We start from the raw sequence: 23,210 nt of genomic DNA on the forward strand, positions 1-23,210 counted from the left end.
TCAACTCTTCCGTGGAGGTATCTACGATGGCACGCGCGGTCGGCATCGACCTCGGTACGACGAACTCGGTCGTCAGCGTTCTGGAGGGTGGCGAGCCCACCGTCATCACGAACGCCGAGGGCGCGCGGACCACTCCGTCCGTCGTGGCCTTCGCGAAGAACGGCGAGGTCCTGGTCGGCGAGGTGGCCAAGCGCCAGGCGGTCACCAACGTGGACCGCACCATCCGCTCGGTCAAGCGCCACATGGGCACCGGGTGGAAGATCAACCTGGACGGCAAGGACTTCAACCCCCAGCAGATCAGCGCCTTCATCCTGCAGAAGCTGAAGCGGGACGCGGAGGCCTACCTGGGCGAGACCGTCACCGACGCCGTCATCACCGTCCCGGCGTACTTCTCGGACTCCGAGCGCCAGGCCACCAAGGAGGCCGGTGAGATCGCGGGCCTCAACGTCCTGCGCATCGTCAACGAGCCGACCGCGGCCGCCCTGGCCTACGGCCTCGACAAGGACGACCAGACCATCCTGGTCTTCGACCTCGGCGGCGGCACCTTCGACGTCTCCCTGCTGGAGATCGGCGACGGGGTCGTCGAGGTGAAGGCCACCAACGGTGACAACCACCTCGGCGGCGACGACTGGGACCAGAAGGTCGTCGACCACCTGGTCAAGGTCTTCCAGGCCGGCCACGGCGTCGACCTGTCCAAGGACAAGATGGCCCTGCAGCGTCTGCGCGAGGCCGCCGAGAAGGCCAAGATCGAGCTGTCCTCGTCCTCCGAGACCTCGATCAACCTGCCCTACATCACGGCCTCGGCCGAGGGCCCGCTGCACCTGGACGAGAAGCTCACCCGCGCCCAGTTCCAGCAGCTCAGCTCCGACCTGCTGGAGCGCTGCAAGATCCCGTTCCACAACGTGATCAAGGACGCCGGCATCGCGCTCTCCGAGATCGACCACGTGGTCCTGGTCGGCGGCTCGACCCGCATGCCCGCCGTCGCCGAGCTCGTCCGCGAGCTGACCGGCGGCAAGGAGGCCAACAAGGGCGTCAACCCGGACGAGGTCGTCGCCATCGGCGCCTCGCTCCAGGCCGGTGTCCTCAAGGGCGAGGTCAAGGACGTCCTGCTGCTCGACGTCACCCCGCTGTCCCTCGGCATCGAGACCAAGGGCGGCATCATGACCAAGCTGATCGAGCGCAACACCACGATCCCGACCAAGCGCTCCGAGATCTTCACCACGGCCGAGGACAACCAGCCGTCCGTGCAGATCCAGGTCTACCAGGGCGAGCGCGAGATCGCCGCGTACAACAAGAAGCTCGGCATGTTCGAGCTGACCGGCCTCCCGCCGGCGCCGCGCGGCCTGCCGCAGATCGAGGTCACCTTCGACATCGACGCCAACGGCATCATGCACGTCGGTGCCAAGGACCTCGGCACCGGCAAGGAGCAGAAGATGACCGTCACCGGCGGCTCCGCGCTGCCGAAGGACGACATCGAGCGCATGATGCGCGAGGCCGAGCAGTACGCGGAGGAGGACCACAAGCGCCGCGAGTCCGTCGAGACCCGCAACTCCGCCGAGCAGCTCGTCTACTCGACCGAGAAGTTCATCGCCGACAACGCCGACAAGCTCCCGGCCGACGTCAAGACCGAGGTCGAGACCGCCGTCGGCGAGCTCAAGGAGGCCCTGAAGGGCGAGGACATCGCGAAGATCCGCGAGGCCTCCGAGAAGGTGTCCACCACCGCGCAGAAGCTCGGCCAGGCGCTGTACGCCAACGCCGACGCCGCCGGTGCGGCCCCGGCCGGCGACTCCGCCCAGGCCAAGGCCGAGGACGACGTCGTCGACGCCGAGATCGTGGACGACGAGAAGCCCAAGGGCGGTGCGTCGGCATGACGGACAAGCCGCAGGGCGGCAAGCCCGGCGACGACTCCGCCGCCGAGGAGGCCGTGATCAAGGCGGCCGAGGAGGCCGCCGCGGGCGGTTCCTCCGACGCCGACGGTGCCGACGACCTGGCCGCCGCGAAGCGCGAGGCCGGCGAGCGCACCGCCGACCTGCAGCGCCTGCAGGCCGAGTACCAGAACTACCGCAAGCGGGTCGAGCGCGACCGGCTGACGGTCCGCGAGATCGCGGTCTCCAACATCCTGGAGTCCCTGATCCCGGTCCTGGACGACATCGGCCGCGCCCGCGAGCACGGCGAGGTCACCGGCGGCTTCAAGTCCGTCGCCGAGTCCCTGGAGACGGTCGTCGCCAAGCTGGGCCTGCAGCAGTTCGGCAAGGAGGGCGAGCCCTTCGACCCGACCATGCACGAGGCCCTGATGCACAGCTACTCCTCGGACGTCACCGAGGACACCTGCGTGCAGATCCTCCAGCCCGGCTACCGGATCGGCGAGCGGATCATCCGCCCCGCCATGGTCGCCGTCGCGGAGCCCCAGCCGGGCACCCAGACGACGGCCGGTCCGGACGGCGACGCCAAGTCCGGTGACGAGGACGCGTCCGACGGTGGCTCGGACAGCTGACAGCTGACAACCTGTGACAGCTGACAACCAGTGCGCTGCGGAGTCGTACGCCGGCCATGACGGCGGCCGGCTCCGCAGCGCGCTGTCGACGGCGGCCGGCGGACGGCCCGTCGACAGCACAGCGACGATGGACATCGGGAGGTGGCGGGAGCCGTGAGCGAGCGCAGCGGGCGGACCGTTCAGAGGTGCGCGTGGCGCGCAGCGGCTGCCGGGCGGAGCGAGGTGGACGCATGAGCGGCAAGGACTACGTGGAGAAGGACTACTACAAGGTCCTCGGCGTGCCCAAGGACGCCACCGCCGCCGAGATCAAGAAGACCTACCGCAAGCTCGCCCGCGAGTTCCACCCGGACGCCAACAAGGGCGACAGCAAGGCCGAGGACCGCTTCAAGGACATCTCCGAGGCCTACGACGTCCTCTCCGACGAGAAGCGCCGCAAGGAGTACGACGAGGCGCGCAGCCTCTTCGCCAACGGCGGCTTCCGGGCCGGCGGCCCCGGCGCGGGCGCCGGCAACTACAGCTTCGACTTCGGCGACCTCTTCAGCGGCAGCCAGAGCGCCAACACCGGCGGGCTCGGCGACGTCTTCGGCGGCCTGTTCAACCGCGGCGGCCGGCAGGCCCAGCCGCGGCGCGGCGCCGACGTCGAGACCGAGGTCACCCTGGCCTTCGAGGAGGCCGTCGACGGCGCGACCGTCCCCCTCCGGATGACCAGCCAGGCCCCCTGCCGCTCCTGCAACGGCACCGGCGCCCGGACCGGCACCACCCCGCGGGTCTGCCCGACCTGCGTCGGCGCCGGCACCGTCAGCCGCGGCCAGGGCGCGTTCGCGCTCTCCGAGCCGTGCAAGGACTGCCGCGGCCGCGGCATGATCGTCGACGACCCGTGCAACGACTGCCACGGCAGCGGACGGGCCAGCTCGGCCCACACCATGCAGGTCCGCATCCCCGCCGGCGTCCAGGACGCCCAGCGGATCCGGCTCAAGGGCAAGGGCGCGCAGGGCGAGCGCGGCGGCCAGCCCGGCGACCTCTACGTCACCGTGCACGTCGACCCGCACGCGGTCTTCGGCCGCAAGGGGGACAACCTCACCGTCACCGTCCCCGTGACCTTCCCCGAGGCCGCCCTCGGCGGCACCATCGAGGTGCCCACCCTCAACGGCCCCGCCGTGAAGCTCAAGCTGCCCCCGGGCAGCGCCAACGGCCTCACCATGCGCGCCCGCGGCAAGGGCGCCACCCGCAAGGACGGCACCCGCGGCGACCTCCTCGTCACCGTCGAGGTCGTGGTGCCGCAGCACGTCACCGGCGACGCGCTGAACGCCCTGGAGCAGTACCGCGAGGCCACCGCCTCCGACGACCCGCGAGCCGCCCTGTTCCGGGCGGCGAAGGGAGCGTGACGACCAGATGTCCCCGATGATCCCCGACAGCCCGATCGGCCCCGGCATCGGCGAGGGCCTCCCCGGCGACAACCGCCGCCCCCGGCGCGCCGCGGCCCCGCCGCAGTACGTGCTCACCGAGGACACCCCGGTGTACGTCATCTCCGTCGCCGCCGAGCTCTCCGGCCTGCACCCGCAGACCCTCCGCCAGTACGACCGCCTCGGCCTGGTCTGCCCCGACCGCACCGCGGGCCGCGGCCGCCGCTACTCGGCCCGCGACATCCAGCAGCTGCGCGAGGTCCAGCGGCTCTCCCAGGACGAGGGCATCAACCTGGCCGGCATCAAGCGGATCATCGAGCTGGAGAACCAGGTCACCGCCCTGCAGTCGCGGATCAGCGAACTGGTCGACTCCCTCGAGGGCGCCGCGACCGCGCTCCAGCAGCGCGAGGCCGCCGTGCACGCCTCCTACCGGCGCGACCTCGTCCCGTACCAGCCCCCCACCCCGCACTCCAGCGCCCTGGTGGTCTGGCGCCCCAAGCGCTGACCGGGCCCGAAACACCGACAGCCGCCGGTTCCCTCCGCCTGGGGGGTGCCGGCGGTTTGGTCGTGGTGAGAGGGTGCCAATCGAAGCGCTACTCCGCAATGGTGGAACAATGCCCACTTCCAGATCCCACTCCGGGATCTAGGATCACCGATGGGGCTCGGGTGCAGCCATAGGGCAGGTTCGGTCGTCGAGAAGGAGCCGTGAATGAACGGGAGGAACGACGCCATTCCGGGGGTCAGTGCGACGGGCACCCTGTCCGCAGGAGCACATGATCTCTACCTCGCGATTATCCGGACGCGCGGTCGGACGGCCCGCAATGAAATCGCGGAGCACGACTACAGCCACCTCAGCGAGCTGTTGGACATCGGTCTCCTGACTCCCGACCTGGATGATCCGCAGATTCTGGTCGCGGTCGACCCGCAACAGCTCGCCACCGGTCTGAGCGCGGTCTGGCAGCGTCAGGCACTGGCACTGCTGTCGCGCGCGATAGCCGTCCCGAGCGACCTCCAGAGCCTCGCGGACGCGTTTCACCGCCCGGAGTCCTCCGGCGGAACAATTGAGTACGTCCGCGGCAAGGCGCTGATCAGCCAGCGGATCAACCACGCCGTGACCACGGCGAAAGAGGAGATCCTCGCGGCCCAGCCGGGAGGTCCGCGCCCGCCGGACGTCCTGTCCCGGGTGCTCGACGACGACCTGGCCGATCTCAAGCGCGGGATCGCCGTCCGCACGATCTACCACCCGAGCACGCGGTACCACGCGCCCACCCGGGACTACGTCGCGAAGATCACCGAGGCCGGCGGCCGGTTCCGCACCCTCGACGAGCCGTACACCAGGCTGATCATCGTGGACCGGCAGCTGGCCGCCATCCCGGTCGCCGAGGACCTCAACCTGGCCGCCTTCATCCACGACCCCGCCGTCATCCACTTCCTCGTGCACGAGGTGTTCGAACGCAACTGGAACCGCGGTCTCGACTTCACCGGCGGACGCACCGTGCCGCAACAGGTGGTGTCACGGATGCGCCAGACCATCATCGACCTGCTGCTCGAGGGCACCAACCACCGGGTCATCGCCCGCCGGCTCGGCATCAGCGAACGGACCCTCGCCCGCCATCTGGCCGAGATGCGGGAGGACTACAACGTCGAATCGCTGTTCCAACTCGGTTGGGCGCTGGCCCGTTCGTCACAAGAGACCGACGAATCGCCATGCCTCCCCGCCGCTTCCGGCAGCGCATAACGATTCGTCAGCCTCATTCTGTCATGTCCACTGGTGTTCGCCGTCCAAAGCCGTGCCCATTGCCTGATTCGAAGTCGTACTAACATCGACCCCGAACCCCGCGCGATTGACATGGGCAGATCCATCGGCATCATGGCCGGTGGCAAGCAGTCCGAAGCCAAGCACGGTAAGGACGCCCGCAGATATCGCCATCACGGCCGCCTTGGCAGCCCTACGCAGACGAGACACGCGCACACCCCAATCCTCTTCAGTGGCCTGTCAGTCGAATGAACAGGCGACAGACAATCAAACGCTCAGATCGTGCCACATGCCGTATCTGGCTGTCACGGTCGCGCCCAGCCCGAAGAGGGTGTCATCTCTCTGCCATGCAGAGGGATGACACCGTGCATCAGTGGACTGGCACCCCGTGCCCGATGGACGATCAACTGGCGTCCTCACGCCGCAGCACCGGGATCCTCCCTCCCGAACGCCGCGTATGACAGGCATCGAAATAGTGATAAACCCGCACGATTTCCCCCTGTCCCAATCTCCACACCAAGCGTCGGCGGCGAGCAGCCGAGTGCCAACGCCTTCCCCCGGAGTCGACATGACCGAGCCCTACCTGCGTCAGCACGACAGCCAGGCCACCGAAGGCCGGCGTGCACGAGTGTTCCTGGCCGCGCCGCTGATGCGGCTGACCGGGCCCGCGGACAGCGTGGTGACGCTCGCCAGCCGGACGCGGCTGACGACCCTGCGCACCACGCTGCTGCGCAGCGGTGCCGCCGTCTACAGCGCGCACCACAGCGACGCCTGGACCGTCGCCGGCCGGGCCCCCGAGCCCCGGGTGCCGTCCGACTTCCGCGCGCTGCAGTCCGCGGACCTGGTGTTCGCCTACGTCGGCGCGCCGCTGTCGGCCGGAGTGAGCCTGGAACTCGGATGGGCCTCGGCGCTGCGGAAGCCGATCGTCCTCCTCGTCGACGAGGCGATCACCCACAACCCGCTGATCGCCACCATCGAGCAGGTCGCCCCCGTCCTGCCGCTGGTCTTCGACGACACCTGGTCGCAGGAGGCGCTCAACCACACCGTGGAGACCGCCCTGGACTGGGCCGGCATGGCGCTGTCCCTGCGCGAGGGCTTCTGGACCGCCCCCGGCGAGCAGTTCAACGTCCCCCGGCAGCAGCCCCCCGTCACCGGCTACTGGCCCACCGGCGCGGCCACCGGCTGAGCCCCACCGGGCCCGGCCGGGCTCGTCCCGACGACCGGTCACCCCCTGGCCCCGGTCGCCCGCCGTGTGAGCCCCCCGCGCGGCCGCGCCCGGCCGGGGAGGGCTCACCGGTCGTCGCGGGCGCCCCGCATCAGCCAGCCCAGCTGGAAGAGGGTCTGGGCGCCGTGGCGGTCGCGCAGGCGGGAGATGTGGGCGGCGACGGTGCGCTCGCTCAGGCCCAGGCGGGTGGCGACGGCGCGCTGGGTGAGCCCCCGGGCGAGGAGCCGGCCGACGCGGTCCGGGACGCTGCGCGCGGGCCCGCCGCCGGCGGCGAACCCGGCCGGGTCCGCCCGGGCCCAGTCCCGTTCGAAGGCGCCGACCAGGAAGGTGATGGCGGCCGGGTCGGTGATGAAGGCCGCGGTGCTGTGGTCGTCGCTGGCGGAGATCACCGCGACGGTGCGGTCGAAGACGATCAGCCGCTGGAACGGTTCGTCCAGGACCCGGATCCGGGAGCCGTGCCGGGTGACCTCCTCGGCGTAGGCGCGGGCGGGCCGGTCGGCGAGGGCGACGGGCTGGTAGACGGTGCGCAGGGAGCAGCCGCGCTGCAGGAGCTGGACGTCCTGGCGCAGGGCGATCTGCAGGGTCTCGGCGGGCCGGTGGCCGGGCTGGGCGGTGAGCACCTCGGACCGGCAGTCGGAGACCAGTTGGGAGATCCGCTGCCGGATGTGGACGTGGCCCTCGACGTGGACGGCGCCGCCGGCCGGGCCGGAGGGGCGGGGCATCGCGTCGTAGGCGCGGGTCAGGCCGTCGAGGGAGCCCGGGAGGCTCTCGGCGCGCACCAGCAGCCGGGTGGCCTCGCTGCGGAGTTCGGCGCCGAGGCGGTCGCTGACGGAACGCGGGCTGACGGCGGTGTAGCAGTGGTCCATCGGGTTGGCCAGCAGCAGGCCGATGGCGATGAGCTGTCGGAGCGGCTCCCGGTCGGCCTCCCGGATCCCGGAGTAGGGGATCCGGCCGCCCTCGGCGAGGACCGCCAGGTACAGCTGCCGGGCGGCCTCGTCGGGCTCCTCGCCCGCGGGCTGTCCGTGGTGCGGCGCGACCGCCGGTTCCGCCGTCACGTCGCACACTCCCTGCCGGACGCTTCTCCCTGGTGGCCGCCCCCCGCTGCGGGCGGCGCGGTTCTCGCCGCCGGTGCGCCGGGCGTGATCACGGTACCGGGCGCCGCCGCGGCGGGATCACCGGGCCGGCGGTCACGGAGCCGGTCGGACGGCGGGCCCCGGGCCGGGTGCCGTCGCACTCCGTGGCGCCCGGGGGCCGCCGTCGGCACGCCAGTGCCTGGACGCCTCCGTCGAGGCGGAGCAGCAACGCCTCGACGGATCCGGTCCGGGGTGCCATCACCACACATGGCCCCGGCCGGTGCTCTTCCCCCGTTCCACGGGTGCGGGACGTTGCACCCGGGGCAGTTCCGAAGAGCCGGTCGCCACCGACGGGCTGCGGTGCCCGGACGACCTGGCGTGGCTCCACCCTCACAGTGTGACGGCCGGTGGACAAGTGCCGCCCGAGTGCAGGTTCGCGCAATTGCAGCTACCTGCACGGCTGCCGAGGCCCGGCGGGCCCGGGCGGTGGGTCGGGTTCCGGTGGAGGGCGAGGCCGGCGGGGGTGCGCGGCGGCCGCCCGCCGGTAGGCCCGGCCGGCCCCTGCGGGGCGGTCCGGTCTGCGGGTTCCTGCAGCGCCGGCGGGTGCACGACCGGCCCGGCGGGCGCGCAGGTTGGCGGTCAGCGCGCCAGCAGCCGTCCGCGGGCGAGCCCGGCGGCCGTACCGGCGGCGGCCAGCACCCAGGCGCCGGCCAGCAGCACGAAGAGGCCGGTGGCCAGGGCGGTGAAGCCGCCGAACCCGGTGTGCCGGGCGAGGGCGGAGGCGCCGGTGACGCAGGTGCCGACCGGGAAGGTGAAGGCCCACCAGGTCATCGCGAAGGGCATGCCGGCCCGGCGGGCGCGCAGGTTGGCGGTCAGCGCGACGAGCAGCCAGAGCATCGCGACGCCGATCACCGCGACGCCGTACAGCTCGGCGAAGGGGAGCATGGCGGGGGCCAGCGAGGGCAGCACCGGGCGTGCGGCGTCGGCGAGTTGGTGGACGGCGGTGACGGACTGGCCGAGCGGGCCGAGCACCAGGAACAGCGAGGGGGTGAGCGCCAGGGCCGGCAGCTTGCTGTGGAACAGCCCGGTGAACACCACCGGCAGCAGCACCAGGGTGGCCAGCAGACCGACCCCGAACAGGGCCCAGCAGGCGTACAGCATGGTCTGCTGGGGGCCGCCGGCCGGCAGGTGCGGGACGAGCGCCGGGCCGGTGGCGGAGGCGACCAGCGGGGCGACCACCGGCAGCAGCCAGGTCGGATTGGCCTCCAGCGCGGAGACCGGGTGCCGGGTGATCATCAGGTACGGGATGCCGGCGGCGACGGCCAGCGCGTACAGGGTGCCGGCGCCCCACAGCACGGCGTCGAGGGCGACCGCCGGGCCGGTGCCGATCACCCGGGAACCGAGCAGCAGGGTGCCGAGGCCGACCGAGAGCAGGGCCATCGGCGGGCAGCCGTAGAAGACGGCGGTGGCGGGGGTGTCCAGCAGCTGGGTGCGGGCGGCCTCGCGGTGCCGGGTCAGGTGGACCAGCCGGGCCGCGAGCAGCACCAGCAGGACGGCGAGTCCGAGCGCCCACATCACCTCACCGAACCCGACCAGTCCGGGCAGCCGGACGGGGAGGACGGCCGCGCCGTTGCCCAGGATCGCGGTGCCCATCACCACGGCGTACCAGTTCGGGCCGAGCTGGGCGAGGTCGAACCGGGGGAGCCGGCCGGCACCGGCCGGGCGGCCGGGGCGGGAGAGCCGTGGGGAGCGGGGGAACGGGCGGACATCGGCCAGGGTGGACATGGTTCCACCGTGCCCGCCGGGCCCGGCCGCCGGTAGCGCCGCGGATCCTATGAGGGCATAGCCTGAACCTATGGCCCTCTCCCCCCGCGTCCCCGAACTCGGCGCCCTGGAACTGCTGCTCGCGGTGGACCGGCTGGGCAGCGTCGGACAGGCGGCCGCCGAGCTGGGCGTCAGCCAGCCGACCGCGAGCGCCCGGATCAAGGGCATGGAGCGGCAGATCGGCGTCCCGCTGCTGGAACGCTCGCCGCGCGGCAGCCGGCCCACCGGGGCGGGCCGGCTGGTCGTCGAGTGGGCCCGGCACGTGGTGGAGGCGGCGAAGGCGCTGGACGCCGGGATCGACGCCCTGCGCGAGCGCCGGGACGCCAAGCTCACGGTGGTGGCCAGTCTGACCGTCGCCGAGTACCTGATGCCGGGCTGGCTGCTGGCGCTCTCCGAGGCCAGCCCCGGGACGGCGGTGACGCTGCGGACGGCGAACTCGGCCGAGGTCGCCGGGCACGTCCTGGCCGGGGACGCCGACCTGGGCTTCGTGGAGGGCCCGTCCCCGCCGCCCGGGCTGGCCGGCGCGGTGGTGGCGGCCGACCGGCTGGTGGTCGTGGTGGCGCCCGGGCACCCGTGGGCGCGCCGCCGCACGCCGCTGACCGGAGCCGAGCTGGCGGCCACTCCGCTGGTGCTGCGCGAGCCCGGCTCGGGCACCCGGGAGGTGCTGGAGATGGCGCTGGCGCCGTTCGGGGGCGCGACCCGGCCCCGGCTGGAGCTGGCCTCGTCCACCGCGCTGAAGGCGGCGGCGATGACCGGCGCCGGGCCGGTCTGCCTGAGCGAGCTGGCCGTGACGGAGGAGCTGGCGAGCCGGCGGCTGGTGGAGGTGCCGCTGGAGGACGGGCTGGACCTGCGGCGGCCGCTGCGCGCGGTGTGGCCCGCCGGACAGCGTCCGGGTGGGCCGGCCCGGGAGCTGCTGGTGCTGACCCGCCGGGCGGCGCCGGCGGCCCGGGGGCCGGCGGGCGCCGGGCGGGGGGCCGCCGGCGGGCGGGCGGCGGGGAGCCGGACTGCGCGGGCCCCGGGTGCCGGGACCCCGGTCACCGAGACCCCGGAAAGTTGAGCGGAATAGACTCAACTTAGTGCATGCTGTAGTCAGCAGACCTGAAGGACGACACGGGAGGACCCCCCAGCAGTGGACGCCAGCAAGTTCACCACCAAGACGCAGGACGCCCTGTCCGCCGCGATCCGGCAGGCGGGCGCGGCCGGGAACCCGGACGTCAAGCCGGTGCACATCCTGACCGCCCTGCTGGAGCAGCCCGAGGGCATCGCACGGCCGCTGCTGGAGGCGGTCGGCGCGGACGCCGCCCGGATCGACGCCGAGGCGCGCCGCCAGCTGGCCGCGCTGCCCAGCGCGATGGGCTCGACCGTCGCCGCGCCGCAGCTCGCCCGGGACACCCTGGCGGTGCTCACCGAGGCCGGAGCGCGCGCCGACGACCTGGACGACCAGTACGTCTCCACCGAGCACCTGATGGTCGGCCTGGCCGCCGAGGGCGGGCCGGTCGCCGAGCTGCTGGTGCAGCAGGGCGCGACGCCGAAGGCGCTGCTCGCCGCGTTCAAGGACGTGCGCGGCAGCGGCCGGGTCACCTCGCCGGACCCGGAGGGCACCTACAAGGCGCTGGAGAAGTACGGCACCGACCTCACCCAGGCCGCGCGGGACGGCAAGCTCGACCCGGTGATCGGCCGGGACCAGGAGATCCGCCGGGTCGTCCAGGTGCTCTCCCGCCGGACGAAGAACAACCCGGTGCTGATCGGCGAGCCCGGCGTCGGCAAGACCGCGGTGGTCGAGGGCCTGGCCCAGCGCATCGTCGCCGGGGACGTGCCGGAGTCGCTGCGCGGCAAGCGGCTGGTCGCACTGGACCTCAGCGCGATGGTCGCCGGCGCCAAGTACCGCGGCGAGTTCGAGGAGCGGCTGAAGGCCGTCCTGAACGACATCAAGCAGAGCGACGGCCAGGTCGTCACCTTCATCGACGAGCTGCACACCATGGTCGGCGCGGGCGCGGGCGGCGACTCCGCGATGGACGCCGGCAACATGCTCAAGCCGATGCTGGCCCGCGGCGAGCTGCGGATGGTCGGCGCCACGACGCTGGACGAGTACCGCGAACGGATCGAGAAGGACCCGGCCCTGGAGCGCCGCTTCCAGCAGGTGCTGGTCGGCGAGCCCAGCGTCGAGGACTCGATCGCCATCCTGCGCGGACTCAAGGGCCGCTACGAGGCGCACCACAAGGTGCAGATCGCGGACGCGGCGCTGGTCGCCGCGGCCACCCTGTCCAACCGCTACATCACCTCCCGCTTCCTGCCGGACAAGGCGATCGACCTGGTCGACGAGGCGGCCTCCCGGCTGCGGATGGAGATCGACTCCTCCCCGGTCGAGATCGACGAACTCCAGCGCTCCGTGGACCGGTTGCGCATGGAGGAGCTGGCCCTGGAGAAGGAGTCGGACCCGGCCTCGATCGACCGGCTGGCCCGGCTGCGGCGCGACCTCGCCGACCGCAACGAGCAGTTGAGCGCCCTGACGGCGCGCTGGGAGCAGGAGAAGCGCAGCCTCAACCGGGTCGGCGAGCTCAAGGAGCGGCTGGACGACCTGCACGGCGCGCTCGAACGGGCTCAGCGCGACGGCGACTTCGAGCGCGCGTCGAAGCTGATGTACGCGGAGATCCCGGCCGCCGAGCGGGAGCTCGCCGAGGCCCAGGAGCGGGCCGCCACCGCGGACACGGAGTCCGGGTCCGCCTCCGCCCCGATGGTGAAGGAGGAGGTCGGCCCGGACGACGTGGCCGACGTGGTGTCCTCCTGGACGGGCATCCCGGCCGGCCGCCTGCTCGAGGGTGAGAGCGCCAAACTCCTGCGCATGGAGGAGGAGTTGGGCAGGCGCCTGATCGGCCAGGCGGAGGCCGTGCAGGCCGTCTCGGACGCGGTGCGCCGCACCCGCTCCGGCATCGCCGACCCGGACCGCCCGACCGGATCGTTCCTCTTCCTCGGCCCGACGGGCGTCGGCAAGACCGAACTCGCCAAGGCCCTGGCCGACTTCCTCTTCGACGACGAGCGGGCGATGGTCCGGATCGACATGAGCGAGTACGGCGAGAAGCACTCGGTCTCCCGTCTGGTCGGCGCCCCGCCCGGCTACGTCGGCTACGAGGAGGGCGGCCAGCTCACCGAGGCGGTGCGCCGCCGCCCGTACAGCGTGGTGCTGCTGGACGAGGTGGAGAAGGCCCACCCCGAGGTCTTCGACGTCCTGCTGCAGGTGCTGGACGACGGCCGGCTCACCGACGGCCAGGGCCGGACGGTGGACTTCCGCAACGCCATCCTGATCCTCACCTCGAATCTCGGGTCGCAGTTCCTGGTGGACCCGGCCATCCCGGAGGAGCGCAAGAAGGCGCTGGTGCTGGAGTCCGTCCGGGCGGCGTTCAAGCCCGAGTTCCTCAACCGGCTGGACGACATCGTGGTCTTCGACCCGCTGGGCACCGCCGAGCTCAGCCGGATCGTCGACATCCAGGTGGCCCGGCTGGGCGAGCGGCTGCGCGAGCGGCGGCTCAGCCTGGTGGTCTCCGAGGCGGCGCGCGACTGGCTGGCCCTGACCGGGTACGACCCGGCGTACGGCGCCCGCCCGCTGCGCCGTCTGGTCCAGTCGGCGATCGGCGACCAGCTGGCCCGGGCGATCCTCTCCGGCCGGGTGCACGACGGGGACACCGTCCTCGTCGAGCGGGACGAGGAGGGCGACCGCCTCACCGTCCGCAGCCGCGGACCGCTGGAGAAGTAGCGCAGCGTGCCCGGGCCGCCCCGCCGTCGGGCGGGCGGCCCGGGCGCACCGCCCGCGCCGCCGCGAGTTCCCCTCTCCGGGGCCGCCGGACGGCCGCTGCGCTCCGCGTCCGCACCCCCGTACGGCCGGACACCCACCGTCACCACCGCCTGCTCAGCCCCCCGTCGGAAGGCCTCCGTCGAAGATCGACGCGTGTCCGGGTGCCCCTGTGAGGAGGGCCCCGAATGAGGCAGGATGGAGGTGGAAAGGGCGGCCTCTCATTGCCGGCCACCACGTGCACTGAGGAAGAGGACCCCCATGAGCATCGACCCGTCGTCCATCCCGTCCTTCGGCGTACCGCAGGGCGGCCAGCCCGGTGGCCAGGGCGGACCGGCCGGTCCCCCGCCGATCGTCGTCCCGGACCAGGGGCTGGTGGCCCAGCTGCTGGACCAGATGCAGCTCAAGCACGTCGTGGACGAGGAGGGCGACCTCACCGCCCCCTGGGAGGGCTTCCGCGTCTACTACATGTTCCGCGGCGAGCAGAAGGAGCTCTTCGCGGTGCGCGCCTTCTACGACCGCGCGTACCCGCTGGAGAAGAAGCACGAGATCCTCGACCTGATCGACGAGTGGAACCGCGAGACCCTCTGGCCGAAGGTCTACACCCACACCCACGAGGACGGCGTCGTCCGTCTGATCGGTGAGGCCCAGATGATCGTCGGCACCGGCGTCAACCTGGACTACTTCGTCACCACCACCGCCAACTGGACCCAGGCGTCCGTCGGCTTCGAGCAGTGGATCGTCGAGCGCCTCGGCCTGCAGAACGAGATCGAGGGCGAGGACGGCGAGGGCGAGGCCCCCGAGGGCACCGACGAGGCCTGACCTCACCCCGCCCGGAGAGCAGCGGCCCGACCACCTGGGACCAGGTGGCCGGGCCGTCCTTGTCCCCGGCCCCCGGCCGACCCCAGGATGGGGCCCGACGACGACGCGCGTGAGGAGCCATCGATGGGTGACAGGCCGCTGCTGAACCGCAGGCTGGACGGCATGGGCACGACGATCTTCGCCGAGATGTCGGCCCTGGCCACGGCCACCGGCTCGATCAACCTCGGCCAGGGCTTCCCCGACACCGACGGGCCCGAGGAGGTCCGCGAGGCGGCCGTCCGGGCGCTGCGCGACGGCCGCGGCAACCAGTACCCGCCGGGCCCCGGCGTCCCCGAGCTGCGCGAGGCGATCGCCGGGCACCAGCAGCGCTTCCACGGCCTGTGCTACGACCCGGACACCGAGGTGCTGGTCACCGCCGGCGCCACCGAGGCCATCGCCGCCACCCTGCTCGCCCTGCTCGAACCCGGGGACGAGGTCATCGCCTTCGAGCCCTTCTACGACTCGTACGCCGCCTGCATCGCGATGGCCGGCGCCGTGCGCGTCCCGCTCACCCTGCGGGCCCCCGACTTCCGGCCCGACCTGGACGAGCTGCGCGGCCTGATCACCCCGCGCACCCGGCTGCTGCTGGTGAACACCCCGCACAACCCCACCGGCACCGTGCTGACCGCCGAGGAGACGGCCGCGATCGCCGCCCTCGCCGTCGAGCACGACCTGCTGGTCGTCACCGACGAGGTCTACGAGCACCTGGTCTTCGGCGCCACCCACCACCCGGTCGCCGCGCTGCCCGGCATGCGCGAGCGCACCGTCGCCATCTCCTCGGCCGGCAAGACCTTCTCGTTCACCGGCTGGAAGGTCGGCTGGGTCACCGCCGCACCGGCCCTGGTCGCGGCCGTGCGCACCGCCAAGCAGTACCTGACCTACGTCAGCGCCGGGCCCTTCCAGTACGCCGTCGCCGAGGCGCTGCAGCTGCCCGACGCGTACTTCGAGGGCTTCCGGGCCGACCTGCTGCGCAAGCGCGACCTGCTGGTCGGCGGGCTCACCTCGGCGGGCTTCCGGGCGTTCAACCCCCAGGGCACGTACTTCGTCACCACCGACATCACCCCGCTCGGGGTGAAGGACGGCGTCGAGTTCTGCCGGGCCCTGCCGGAGCGCTGCGGCGTGGTCGCGATCCCGAACGCCGTCTTCTACGACGACGCCGAGGCCGGCCGCAGCCTGGTCCGGTTCACCTTCTGCAAGCAGGACGCAGTGCTGGAGGAGGCGGTCGCCCGCCTGCAGCGGCTCTGACACCGTGGCGCTGACATCCCGGTTCTGACGCCCCGGCTCCGGCACCCCGGTTCCGACGCCCCGACCGCCGGGTCAGCCGACGCCGGGGGAACAATGATGGCCCCGCGACGCGACTGAGAAACCGTCAACTCCACGGCTCCGGAAGCCCGGTCGGGATCCGGACGATGCCCGTGAGGCACACCGGGAGGCCTCTCCGGCACACCCCGCCGCCGCCCCGCACGCCCCGCACCCCCGGCGCGTGCGGGGCGGCGGCGCGTGAGGCGCACGAACGGCGCACGACCAGCGCGCACGGCGCGTGACCCGGTGAGAGGGGCGCGCGCGGTGCAGAGTCGCACACCGGGTCGATCAGAGCCGGGAAGCAGGTGTGCCCGAAACGGTGAATGCTTGACAAAGTTGGGTAAATCACCGACGGACCCGGCGTATTCATGCTTCTCTGCTGCTGAATCTCCAGCCGGAATCCTTCCTTCCACGGTCGGCCGCGCCCAGGGCCGCACAGCCACGAACAGCCTCGCCATCGCCTAGGCCTACTCGATGCTGCTCGGCGGGCGCGCACGGAGCTGAAACGCGGAGCCGAGCATGCTCACCACACTGCAGACCTCCTACACGGACACCCGCGCCGGTGACCTGGCCTGGTGCCTGGGCGGCGAACCGCTGCCCGCTCTCGCGGTCCGCGACCTGAGACTCACCGGGGGCGGGCGCCCCGGGACGTCCGGCACCCTCCAGCTGCGGCTGCTGGGCGCGTCGCACCAGGTGGTGATCGCGGCGGGCCCGGGCGAGTGCCTGGAGACCGTCGCCTGCCTGCCGGGCCGCCGGACGCCGCTGCCGGCCCGGGTCGCCAAGCAGGTCGGCGGCTGGGAGTACGAGTTCGCGGCCCGGATCGAGGCGCTGCCCCCGCACGACTTCGCGGCCCGCGCCCAGGAGCTGCTGGCGCTGGTCGAGGGGCACCCGCGGGGCCTGGCCGGGATCTTCCCCGGCGACCCGAGCGCCTTCACCGCCCTGGTCACCCAGGGCGGCACGGACCGGCTGCTCTGGCGCACCTGGCACGCCTACCCGCAGGAGGGGCAGCTGGTCTGCACCCGCTCCTCGCTGGTGGTGTCCGGGGCATGACCGCCGACCGGCCGCCCCGGGGCGCCAGCGGGACCGCGACCGATGAATCGCACGCAGGAACGATTCGTCAATCCGAGCTCTCGCACTGTCCGTCGAATGGGCGCAGCCGTCCGTCCCGAACGTCCCCTAGCGTTTGTTCGTGATCAACCATCCGGCCGGTCCGCCCGCCCACCCGCGAGTGGACCTCGACGACGACGGCGACCCGCCCCGGACCGGGCGCAGCCTCGCCCCGCTGCCCGCCCGCCGTCGGTGCCGGCTGCGCTCCCGCCCCCGGCTCGCCCGCCTGGCCGTCCTGCTGGCCGCGTTCGTCTGCGCGGCCTGCGGACTCGTCTACGAGCTCGAACTCGTCGCACTCGGCGACTCCCTGCTCGGGGACGCCGTCACCCAGACCTCCGTCGTGCTGTCCGTCATGGTCTTCGCGATGGGGCTCGGCTCGCTCCTCGCCAAGCGCCTCACCCGCCGGCCCGCCACCGCCTTCGCCCTCGTCGAATGCGCACTCGCGCTCACCGGCGGGCTCTCCGTCCTCGCCCTCTACTCCTGCTGGGCCTGGATCGGCCGCTGCCAGGCCGCCGTGGTCGGCCTCACCTGCCTCATCGGCATCCTGATCGGCGCCGAGATCCCCCTGCTGATGACCCTCGTCCAACGGATCCGGCGCGAGGACGCCGGGCGCACCGCCGCCGACCTCTTCGCCGCCGACTACGTGGGGGCCCTCATCGGGGGCCTCGCCTTCCCGTTCCTGATCCTCCCCGGCCTCGGCCCCGGCACCGGCGCCCTCGTCACCGGCGCCGTCAACGCCGTCGCCGGCGCCGCCGTGGTGCTCTGGCTCTTCCGCGAGGAACCCACCCCCCGGACACGGCGCCTGCTCTGGGGCGGCTGCGCCCTCGTCCTCGCCCTCCTCGCCTCGGCCGCCGCCGGCACCGACGCCGTCGAACGCGCCGCCCGGCACGCCCTCTACGGGGACCAGATCCGCTACGCCGGCCGGAGCCGGACCCAGGAGATCGTGCTCACCGGCCCCGCCGAGGGCCCCCTCCGGCTGTACCTCGACGGGCGCCTCGCCGTCTGCGGGCCGGACGAGTACCGCGGCAGCGAGGCCCTCGTGCACCCCGCCATGGGCGCCGGGCCGGACGCCCGCGTCCTGCTCCTCGGCGGCGGCGACGGCCTCGCCCTGCGGGAGGTGCTGCGGCACCGCGGCGTGCGCGCCGTCCGGCTGGTCGACACGGACCCGGCCCTCCCCCGGCTCGCCCGCACCGACCCCGGACTCGCCGCCCTCACCGGCCACTCGCTGGACGACCCCCGGGTGCGCGCCACCGCCGCCGACCCGCTGGTCTGGCTGCGCGGCGACGCGGCCGCCCAGGACGGACCGTACGACGTGGTCCTCGCCGACCTGCCCGCCCCCTCCGACGGCGGACCGGTCACGTTCCACTCCCAGGAGTTCTACGGTCTCGCCACCCGGCTGCTCTCCCCCGGCGGCCGCCTCGCCGTCCGGGCCGGCGGAGACCGGGACGGGCTCTGGCGGACCGAGTCCGGCCTGCGGGCGGCCGGGCTGCAGACCGTCCCGTACGGCCTCCCGGGCAGCGCCACCGCCGGCTGCCGGCCCGACCCGCCGGACGCCGCCCAGCTCTTCCTGCTGGCGGCCGCCGCACAGCCCCCGCTGGCGCTCGCCCCGGACGCCCCGCCGCCCCGGGCACTCACCGCCGACGCCCTCCGCACCTCCGCCACCGGCCTCACCCCGCTCCGCCCGGCCCGCCCCCCGGCCGCCCTCACCCTGCTCGGGCCGCACTGAGCCGGCGGCCGGGGGTGTGCCACCGTCCGGTTGCCCGGCGGCCGGGGCGGGGCCGGAACCCGGGCCGGGTCCCGGGGCCGGGGTGGGCGGTGGGGCCCGGGGGAACTCGGGCCGTGCTGGGTGGGGACCGGGCGGGGTTCGGTCGGTAGGCTCCGTGGCATGGAGCATGAGGTTGTCGTCCCGATGCCCGCCGAGCTGGTGCGGCAGGCCCTGCAGGATCCGGCTCTGCTGGCCCGTAGCGTGCCGGGGCTCAGCACCGAACCGGCCGCGGTCGGCAGCGGTCCGGCCGAGGAGATCGGTGGCCGGCTGAAGCTGCGGATCGGCGGCTCCACCATCACCTACAAGGGCGTGCTCTCCCTGATCGAGGGCCGCGAGGGCGTGCTGACCGTGTTCGCCGAGGGCCAGGAGGCCCGCGGCAGCGGCGAGGCGACCGCCACCGTCCGGGTGAGCGTCGCGGACGGCCCCGAGGACGGCACCGCCGTGGTCCGCTTCACCGGCGACCTCAGCGCCACCGGCCGGCTCACCGAGTTCGACTCGGAGGCCCTCGACGCCGCCGGCCGCCGGCTGCTGGAGCGCTTCGCCACCGCGCTGGTGTCCCCGGACGCCGCACCGGAGACGGAGACCGACGGCGACGAGCCCGACACCGAGGACGCCGCGGGCGCCGGGACCGGCCCGGCCGGCCCGGCCGACGCGGACGACGCGGACGACGACGGGGACGACCGGCCCGCGGACGACGAGGGCGCGGACGACGAGGGCACCGGGGCCAGCGTGGTGTTCATCGAGGAGCACCAGGACCAGCCCGGGGACGACCTCGACGACGACCTCTCCGACCTGATCGCCTTCTCCGACGCCGACGCCGAGCGCTTCGGCCTGCCCACCGGCGGCGCCGACGAGGACGCGCACGAGGACGGCGTGGCCGAGGAGCTCCCCGCCGAGCCGCTCTTCGAGTACGACGACGAGCCGGCCGGCGGACCGGTCCGCCGCAGCATCGTCGGCCGGTCGGCCGAGGAGGTCGACCACGCCCCGCCGCGCGGCCGGTACGCCCCGGCGCTGCCGGCCCGCAGCGCCCGGGCCCGGGCGGCGTCCCGCTGGGGCGGCGAGGCGGGCGGGATCGTGGTCCCGGGCACCGGTGGCCGCAGCGCGGTGCCGTGGGTGATCGGCGGCTCGGTGGCCCTGCTGGGCGGCGCCGTGGTGCTGGTCAGGGCGCTGCGCCGCCGCTAGGGTCCGGGCGCCGGGCGGGCGGCCAGGGCCTAGACTGAACGCTCATGAGCAACGACCGCGACGCCCTGCTGGCACAGATCAAGGACAAGGCCGTCGTGCACGGCAAGGTCACCCTCTCCTCCGGCAAGGAGGCCGACTACTACGTCGACCTGCGCCGGATCACGCTGGACGGCCAGGCCGCCCCGCTGGTCGGTCGGGTGATGCTGGACGCGACCTCGCACCTGGAGTACGACGCCGTCGGCGGCCTGACCCTGGGCGCCGACCCGGTGGCCGCCGCGATGCTGCACGCCGCCGCCGCCCGCGGGCGCGAGCTGGACGCCTTCGTGGTCCGCAAGGCGGGCAAGGCGCACGGCCTGCAGCGCCGGATCGAGGGCCCCGAGGTCAAGGGCCGCCGGGTGCTGGCGGTCGAGGACACCTCCACCACCGGCGGCTCGGTGCTGACCGCCGTCGAGGCGCTGCGCGAGGCGGGCGCCGAGGTGGTCGGCGTCGCGGTGATCGTGGAGCGCGGCGGCGCGGCCGCCGTCGAGGCGCAGGGCCTGCCGTACGTGACCGCGTACGACCTGGAGGACCTCGGCCTCTGAGGCCGACGGCCCGGCCGGACGACGACGGGGCCGGACGGGCGGGACCGGACACGCAGCGGGGCCGGGTCCTGTTTCACGTGAAACGTGAGACGGGACCCGGCCCCTTCCGTTCGCCCTCCGGGCCGCTCAGCCCCGTCGGTGCCGGCCGCCGCCGGCCTGCACGCTCTCGGCCTCGGCGCTCTCCGCGCCGCCCGCCTTCTTCTTCCGGCGCTCCCGCAGGACCTCGATCAGGATCGGCGAGACCGACAGCAGGACGATCAGCAGCACCGCCGGGATCAGGTACTTGTCGATCACCGGGGCGAGCGCGTCACCGAAGAAGTAGCCGATCAGCAGCATGGACTCGGTCCACAGCACACCGCCGATGACGTTCCACAGGAAGAACGTCCGGGCGGGCATCTCCAGCGTGCCGGCGACCGGGTTGAGGAAGGTGCGGACGATCGGCATGAAGCGGGCCAGCACGACCGCCTTGCCGGGCCCGAACTTGTTGAAGTACTCCTCCGCCTTCATCACGTACTCGCGCCGGAAGATCTTCGACTCGGGCTTGTCGAACATCTTCGGCCCGACCTTGACCCCGATCAGGTGCCCGAGCTGGGCGCCGGCGATCGCGGCCAGCGGCGCGCCGACGAGCAGGGCGGCGATCGGCAGCTTGGCGCCGTCGCCGAGCACCGAGGAGGCGGCGTTCGAGGCGGCGACGCCCGCGATGATCAGCAGCGAGTCGCCCGGGAAGAAGAAGCCGACCAGCAGGCCGGTCTCCGCGAAGATGATCGCGATCAGCCCGATGGCGCCGAGGGACGAGATCAGGGATTTGGCGTCGAGCAGATTGACGGCCAGCTGGTTGTAGTCCACGGGCGCAGGATAGCGGGCCCGTCTGTACGGAGGCTTGGGGCGGCGGGCCGATCCGGCCCCGCCCCGGGGGCGCGGCCCGGCGCACCCGGCGGCCGCCCGCGCCGCCGTCGGCCCCGTTCCGACTGGCGGGCTCCTGCTGACCTGCGGGCACGAGTCTGGGAAGATGGCACGGGCGTCCGGACCGCGGCGGTACACCACCCTCATTGCCGTTCCGCGGACGTCGCCCCGAACCTTGGTGCCGGAGAGCCACACCGCAGCGCCGCGCGTCGGCGGCCGGCACGGAGTCGTACCGAAGGCGTACACAGCGTCGGACAGCACCGTCCGTACGCCGCAACCCGACAGGAGCGGATCGCATGCCCATCGCAACTCCCGAGGTCTACAACGAGATGCTGGACCGGGCCAAGGCGGGCAAGTTCGCCTACCCGGCCATCAACGTCACCTCGTCGCAGACCCTGCACGCCGCGCTGCGTGGTTTCGCCGAGGCCGAGAGCGACGGGATCATCCAGATCTCGACCGGTGGCGCGGAGTTCCTGGGCGGCCAGCACAACAAGGACATGGTGACCGGCGCCGTCGCGCTGGCCGAGTTCGCGCACATCGTCGCCGCCAAGTACGACATCACCGTCGCGCTGCACACCGACCACTGCCCGAAGGACAAGCTGGACGGCTACGTCCGCCCGCTGCTGGCGATCTCCGCCGAGCGCGTGGCCCAGGGCCGCAACCCGCTGTTCCAGTCGCACATGTGGGACGGCTCGGCCGAGACCCTCGCCGACAACCTGGCCATCGCCCGGGAGCTGCTGGCCCAGGCCGTCGCCGCCAAGATCATCCTCGAGGTCGAGATCACCCCGACCGGTGGCGAGGAGGACGGCGTCACCCACGAGATCAACGACGAGCTGTACACCACCGTCAACGACGCGGTGCGCACCGCCGAGGCGCTGGGCCTGGGCGAGCAGGGCCGTTACCTGCTGGCCGCCTCGTTCGGCAACGTGCACGGCGTCTACAAGCCGGGCAACGTGGTGCTGAAGCCCGAGCTGCTGCGCGAGCTGCAGGACGCGATCGGCAAGCAGTACGGCAAGAACGACCCGTTCGACTTCGTCTTCCACGGCGGCTCGGGCTCGAGCGCCGAGGAGATCGCCACCGCGCTGGAGAACGGCGTCGTGAAGATGAACCTCGACACCGACACCCAGTACGCGTTCACCCGCCCGGTGGCGGGCCACATGTTCGCGAACTACGACGGTGTGCTGAAGGTCGACGGCGAGGTCGGCAAGAAGAACACCTACGACCCGCGCACCTGGGGCAAGCTCGCCGAGGCGGGCATGGCCTCCCGCGTGGTCGAGGCCGCGCAGCAGCTGCGCTCGGCCGGCAACCGCCTGAAGTGACCCCGGCGGCCGGGCCCCGCCCGGTGACCGCCTGAACGCACGGTGCCCCCGGTGGACTTCCACCGGGGGCACCGTGCGTTCCGGGTCGGTCGGACCCTACGGCTTGAGCTCCCCGTACGCCTCGGCGCTGCTGTCCTTCAGGAACTGCCAGCAGCGCGCCTCCTCCTCGGTCTCCTTGATCGCGCCGGCCGCGCGGGCGAGCGCCGCCAGGCAGCGCAGGAAGCCGCGGTTGCCGCGGTGCTCCCACGGCACCGGCCCGTGGCCCTTCCAGCCGTTGCGGCGCAGGGCGTCCAGGCCGCGGTGGTAGCCGGTGCGGGCGTAGGCGTAGGACTCCACGTAGCGGCCGGCCGCGTAGGCGTCGTCCGCGAGCATGGCCCAGGCCAGGCAGAAGGTCGGGAAGTCGGCGGCCACCTGGGTCGGTGAGGCCGACTCCTCCGCCAGCATGCGGTAGGGCTGCTCGTCCTCCGGCAGGAGGGTCGGGTCGGGGCCGTCGAGAAGATTCCGGTGAATCGCCATGCACGCAGTCTGCCACCCGAGGCGCTGGGGTCAACCGCCGCCGGGGATCGGCCGCGCCGTGCCGGATTCGTGCATACGCGGTATGTGGACATTCACCCGTTCGCCATGCCAA

At 73.2% G+C, this 23,210-nt stretch carries 19 protein-coding genes; 15 read left to right on the forward strand and 4 right to left on the reverse strand.

All coding sequences use genetic code 11. From position 1 onward, the window contains the following. Positions 1-26: 26 nt before the first annotated feature. The 6 genes from dnaK to AB0N04_RS08435 all read left to right on the forward strand — a co-directional run bounded on the left by dnaK (position 27) and on the right by AB0N04_RS08435 (position 6,839). On the forward strand, positions 27-1,871 hold the full coding sequence (gene dnaK / locus AB0N04_RS08410; RefSeq protein ID WP_360205809.1) for a molecular chaperone DnaK: 1,845 nt from the start codon (positions 27-29) through the stop codon (positions 1,869-1,871). After that, positions 1,868-2,494, forward strand: a complete 627-nt coding sequence (gene grpE, locus AB0N04_RS08415; RefSeq protein ID WP_360205812.1) for a nucleotide exchange factor GrpE — start codon at positions 1,868-1,870, stop codon at positions 2,492-2,494. The genes dnaK and grpE overlap by 4 nt, the downstream gene beginning before the upstream one ends. 230 nt (positions 2,495-2,724) lie before the next feature. Further along, complete coding sequence (dnaJ, locus tag AB0N04_RS08420; protein ID WP_360205815.1) at positions 2,725-3,879, forward strand: molecular chaperone DnaJ; 1,155 nt, start codon at positions 2,725-2,727, stop codon at positions 3,877-3,879. Positions 3,880-3,886: 7 nt separating this feature from the next. Next, positions 3,887-4,402: a helix-turn-helix domain-containing protein gene (locus tag AB0N04_RS08425; protein WP_360205818.1), complete on the forward strand. Its 516-nt coding sequence runs from the start codon at positions 3,887-3,889 to the stop codon at positions 4,400-4,402. A 204-nt stretch (positions 4,403-4,606) separates the two neighbouring features. Continuing rightward, positions 4,607-5,635 carry a helix-turn-helix domain-containing protein gene (locus AB0N04_RS08430; protein WP_360205821.1) on the forward strand — a complete coding sequence of 343 codons (1,029 nt, stop codon included), beginning with the start codon at positions 4,607-4,609 and terminating at the stop codon, positions 5,633-5,635. 586 nt (positions 5,636-6,221) lie between these two features. After that, on the forward strand, positions 6,222-6,839 hold the full coding sequence (locus tag AB0N04_RS08435) for a hypothetical protein (protein WP_360205824.1): 618 nt from the start codon (positions 6,222-6,224) through the stop codon (positions 6,837-6,839). 104 nt (positions 6,840-6,943) lie between these two features. Here the strand turns inward: AB0N04_RS08435 and AB0N04_RS08440 are convergent, their stop codons facing one another. Together AB0N04_RS08440 and AB0N04_RS08445 are read right to left on the reverse strand one after the other, a co-directional pair. Then, positions 6,944-7,933 (reverse strand): LuxR C-terminal-related transcriptional regulator, encoded by a 990-nt coding sequence (locus AB0N04_RS08440; RefSeq protein ID WP_360205827.1) that lies wholly within the window; start codon positions 7,931-7,933, stop codon positions 6,944-6,946. Between the two features lie 657 nt (positions 7,934-8,590). Further along, entirely contained in the window at positions 8,591-9,736 is a 1,146-nt protein-coding gene (locus AB0N04_RS08445) for a TDT family transporter (protein WP_360205830.1), read from the reverse strand. 70 nt (positions 9,737-9,806) lie between these two features. Between AB0N04_RS08445 and AB0N04_RS08450 the strand changes: the two genes are divergently transcribed. The 8 genes from AB0N04_RS08450 (at position 9,807) to pyrE (ending at position 20,360) form a co-directional block, all read left to right on the forward strand. After that, on the forward strand, positions 9,807-10,832 hold the full coding sequence (locus AB0N04_RS08450) for a LysR family transcriptional regulator (protein ID WP_360205833.1): 1,026 nt from the start codon (positions 9,807-9,809) through the stop codon (positions 10,830-10,832). 72 nt (positions 10,833-10,904) lie between these two features. After that, positions 10,905-13,526, forward strand: a complete 2,622-nt coding sequence (clpB, locus tag AB0N04_RS08455) for an ATP-dependent chaperone ClpB (protein ID WP_360205836.1) — start codon at positions 10,905-10,907, stop codon at positions 13,524-13,526. Between the two features lie 297 nt (positions 13,527-13,823). Continuing rightward, positions 13,824-14,384: a YbjN domain-containing protein gene (locus AB0N04_RS08460; RefSeq protein WP_360205839.1), complete on the forward strand. Its 561-nt coding sequence runs from the start codon at positions 13,824-13,826 to the stop codon at positions 14,382-14,384. A 123-nt stretch (positions 14,385-14,507) separates the two neighbouring features. After that, the gene (locus AB0N04_RS08465) at positions 14,508-15,668 is read left to right on the forward strand and encodes a pyridoxal phosphate-dependent aminotransferase (RefSeq protein WP_360205841.1); all 1,161 of its coding nucleotides are present in this window, start codon (positions 14,508-14,510) and stop codon (positions 15,666-15,668) included. 576 nt (positions 15,669-16,244) lie between these two features. Next, positions 16,245-16,775: a DUF2617 family protein gene (locus AB0N04_RS08470; protein ID WP_360205844.1), complete on the forward strand. Its 531-nt coding sequence runs from the start codon at positions 16,245-16,247 to the stop codon at positions 16,773-16,775. 139 nt (positions 16,776-16,914) lie between these two features. Beyond that, positions 16,915-18,558 (forward strand): spermidine synthase, encoded by a 1,644-nt coding sequence (locus AB0N04_RS08475; RefSeq protein ID WP_360205847.1) that lies wholly within the window; start codon positions 16,915-16,917, stop codon positions 18,556-18,558. 159 nt (positions 18,559-18,717) lie between these two features. Further along, the gene (locus AB0N04_RS08480; protein WP_360205850.1) at positions 18,718-19,779 is read left to right on the forward strand and encodes an SRPBCC family protein; all 1,062 of its coding nucleotides are present in this window, start codon (positions 18,718-18,720) and stop codon (positions 19,777-19,779) included. Between the two features lie 44 nt (positions 19,780-19,823). Next, entirely contained in the window at positions 19,824-20,360 is a 537-nt protein-coding gene (pyrE, locus tag AB0N04_RS08485; protein WP_360205853.1) for an orotate phosphoribosyltransferase, read from the forward strand. Between the two features lie 126 nt (positions 20,361-20,486). On the opposite strand, the gene AB0N04_RS08490 is transcribed toward pyrE, so the two are convergent. Then, positions 20,487-21,206 (reverse strand): VTT domain-containing protein, encoded by a 720-nt coding sequence (locus AB0N04_RS08490; protein WP_360205856.1) that lies wholly within the window; start codon positions 21,204-21,206, stop codon positions 20,487-20,489. A 353-nt stretch (positions 21,207-21,559) separates the two neighbouring features. Between AB0N04_RS08490 and fbaA the strand changes: the two genes are divergently transcribed. Continuing rightward, positions 21,560-22,582, forward strand: coding sequence for a class II fructose-bisphosphate aldolase (fbaA, locus tag AB0N04_RS08495; RefSeq protein ID WP_360205859.1), 1,023 nt, complete (start codon positions 21,560-21,562; stop codon positions 22,580-22,582). A 96-nt stretch (positions 22,583-22,678) separates the two neighbouring features. On the opposite strand, the gene AB0N04_RS08500 is transcribed toward fbaA, so the two are convergent. Further along, on the reverse strand, positions 22,679-23,098 hold the full coding sequence (locus tag AB0N04_RS08500) for a DUF3151 domain-containing protein (RefSeq protein WP_360205862.1): 420 nt from the start codon (positions 23,096-23,098) through the stop codon (positions 22,679-22,681). Between the last annotated feature and the right edge of the window lie 112 nt (positions 23,099-23,210).

Source organism: Kitasatospora sp. NPDC051702, from assembly GCF_040681575.1.
Classification (GTDB): Bacteria; Actinomycetota; Actinomycetes; order Streptomycetales; family Streptomycetaceae; genus Kitasatospora.

What these genes read in the sequence shown, in the direction of transcription:
- dnaK (WP_360205809.1), top strand. Translation starts at nt 27, where the DNA reads ATGGCACGCGCGGTCGGCATCGACCTCGGTACGACGAACTCGGTCGTC.
- grpE (WP_360205812.1), top strand. Translation starts at nt 1,868, where the DNA reads ATGACGGACAAGCCGCAGGGCGGCAAGCCCGGCGACGACTCCGCCGCC.
- dnaJ (WP_360205815.1), top strand. Translation starts at nt 2,725, where the DNA reads ATGAGCGGCAAGGACTACGTGGAGAAGGACTACTACAAGGTCCTCGGC.
- AB0N04_RS08425 (WP_360205818.1), top strand. Translation starts at nt 3,887, where the DNA reads ATGTCCCCGATGATCCCCGACAGCCCGATCGGCCCCGGCATCGGCGAG.
- AB0N04_RS08430 (WP_360205821.1), top strand. Translation starts at nt 4,607, where the DNA reads ATGAACGGGAGGAACGACGCCATTCCGGGGGTCAGTGCGACGGGCACC.
- AB0N04_RS08435 (WP_360205824.1), top strand. Translation starts at nt 6,222, where the DNA reads ATGACCGAGCCCTACCTGCGTCAGCACGACAGCCAGGCCACCGAAGGC.
- AB0N04_RS08445 (WP_360205830.1), bottom strand. Translation starts at nt 9,736, where the DNA reads ATGTCCACCCTGGCCGATGTCCGCCCGTTCCCCCGCTCCCCACGGCTC.
- AB0N04_RS08450 (WP_360205833.1), top strand. Translation starts at nt 9,807, where the DNA reads ATGGCCCTCTCCCCCCGCGTCCCCGAACTCGGCGCCCTGGAACTGCTG.
- AB0N04_RS08460 (WP_360205839.1), top strand. Translation starts at nt 13,824, where the DNA reads ATGAGCATCGACCCGTCGTCCATCCCGTCCTTCGGCGTACCGCAGGGC.
- AB0N04_RS08465 (WP_360205841.1), top strand. Translation starts at nt 14,508, where the DNA reads ATGGGTGACAGGCCGCTGCTGAACCGCAGGCTGGACGGCATGGGCACG.
- AB0N04_RS08470 (WP_360205844.1), top strand. Translation starts at nt 16,245, where the DNA reads ATGCTCACCACACTGCAGACCTCCTACACGGACACCCGCGCCGGTGAC.
- AB0N04_RS08480 (WP_360205850.1), top strand. Translation starts at nt 18,718, where the DNA reads ATGGAGCATGAGGTTGTCGTCCCGATGCCCGCCGAGCTGGTGCGGCAG.
- pyrE (WP_360205853.1), top strand. Translation starts at nt 19,824, where the DNA reads ATGAGCAACGACCGCGACGCCCTGCTGGCACAGATCAAGGACAAGGCC.
- fbaA (WP_360205859.1), top strand. Translation starts at nt 21,560, where the DNA reads ATGCCCATCGCAACTCCCGAGGTCTACAACGAGATGCTGGACCGGGCC.
- AB0N04_RS08500 (WP_360205862.1), bottom strand. Translation starts at nt 23,098, where the DNA reads ATGGCGATTCACCGGAATCTTCTCGACGGCCCCGACCCGACCCTCCTG.